Consider the following 537-nt stretch of genomic DNA (forward strand, 5'->3'; position numbering starts at 1 on the left):
AGCGCGACGACCAGCAGCGTGCCGGCCAGCGCGGCGCCGGCGCCGGGCAGCAGCAGCGCGACCAGCGCGACGCTGCCGGCGCCGACCAGCGCGGCCGTCGCGTACGGCAGCAGCAGCCGCAGCCACACGTCGGCGAGGCCGTCGATGTCGCCGACCAGGCGTGCGGTCAGGTCGCCGGAACGGTCGGCGGTCAGCCCGGCCGGCGACAGCGCGGCGAGCCGCCGGTACCCGCCGACCCGCAGCCGGGACAGCACCCGCAGCGCCGTGTCGTGCGAGGCGAGCCGTTCGGCGTAGCGCAGTACGCCGCGGGACAGGCCGAACGCGCGGACTGCGACGATCGCGACCATCAGGTACAGCACGGGTGGGTGCTGGGCGGCGCGGGCGATCAGCCAGGCCGCGGTGGCGCCCAACCCGACCGCGGATCCGGCCGCGCCGACCCCGGCGGCGCCGGCGAGCAGCAGCCGCCCGCGTCCGGTACCGCCGGCACGCAGCACCCGGCGCAGCGGCGCGCCCCGGCGCCCGGTGGGCGGGCCGGCG

The 537-nt window shown here is 80.1% G+C and carries 1 pseudogene; it reads right to left on the reverse strand.

Features of this window, described 5'->3' with window-relative positions:
* Positions 1-537, reverse strand: a pseudogene (locus NUM_RS22445) (thiol reductant ABC exporter subunit CydC); the annotation flags it as partial.

The sequence above is a fragment of the Actinocatenispora comari genome (assembly GCF_017312725.1).
In the GTDB taxonomy this organism is placed as follows: domain Bacteria; phylum Actinomycetota; class Actinomycetes; order Mycobacteriales; family Micromonosporaceae; genus Actinocatenispora; species Actinocatenispora comari.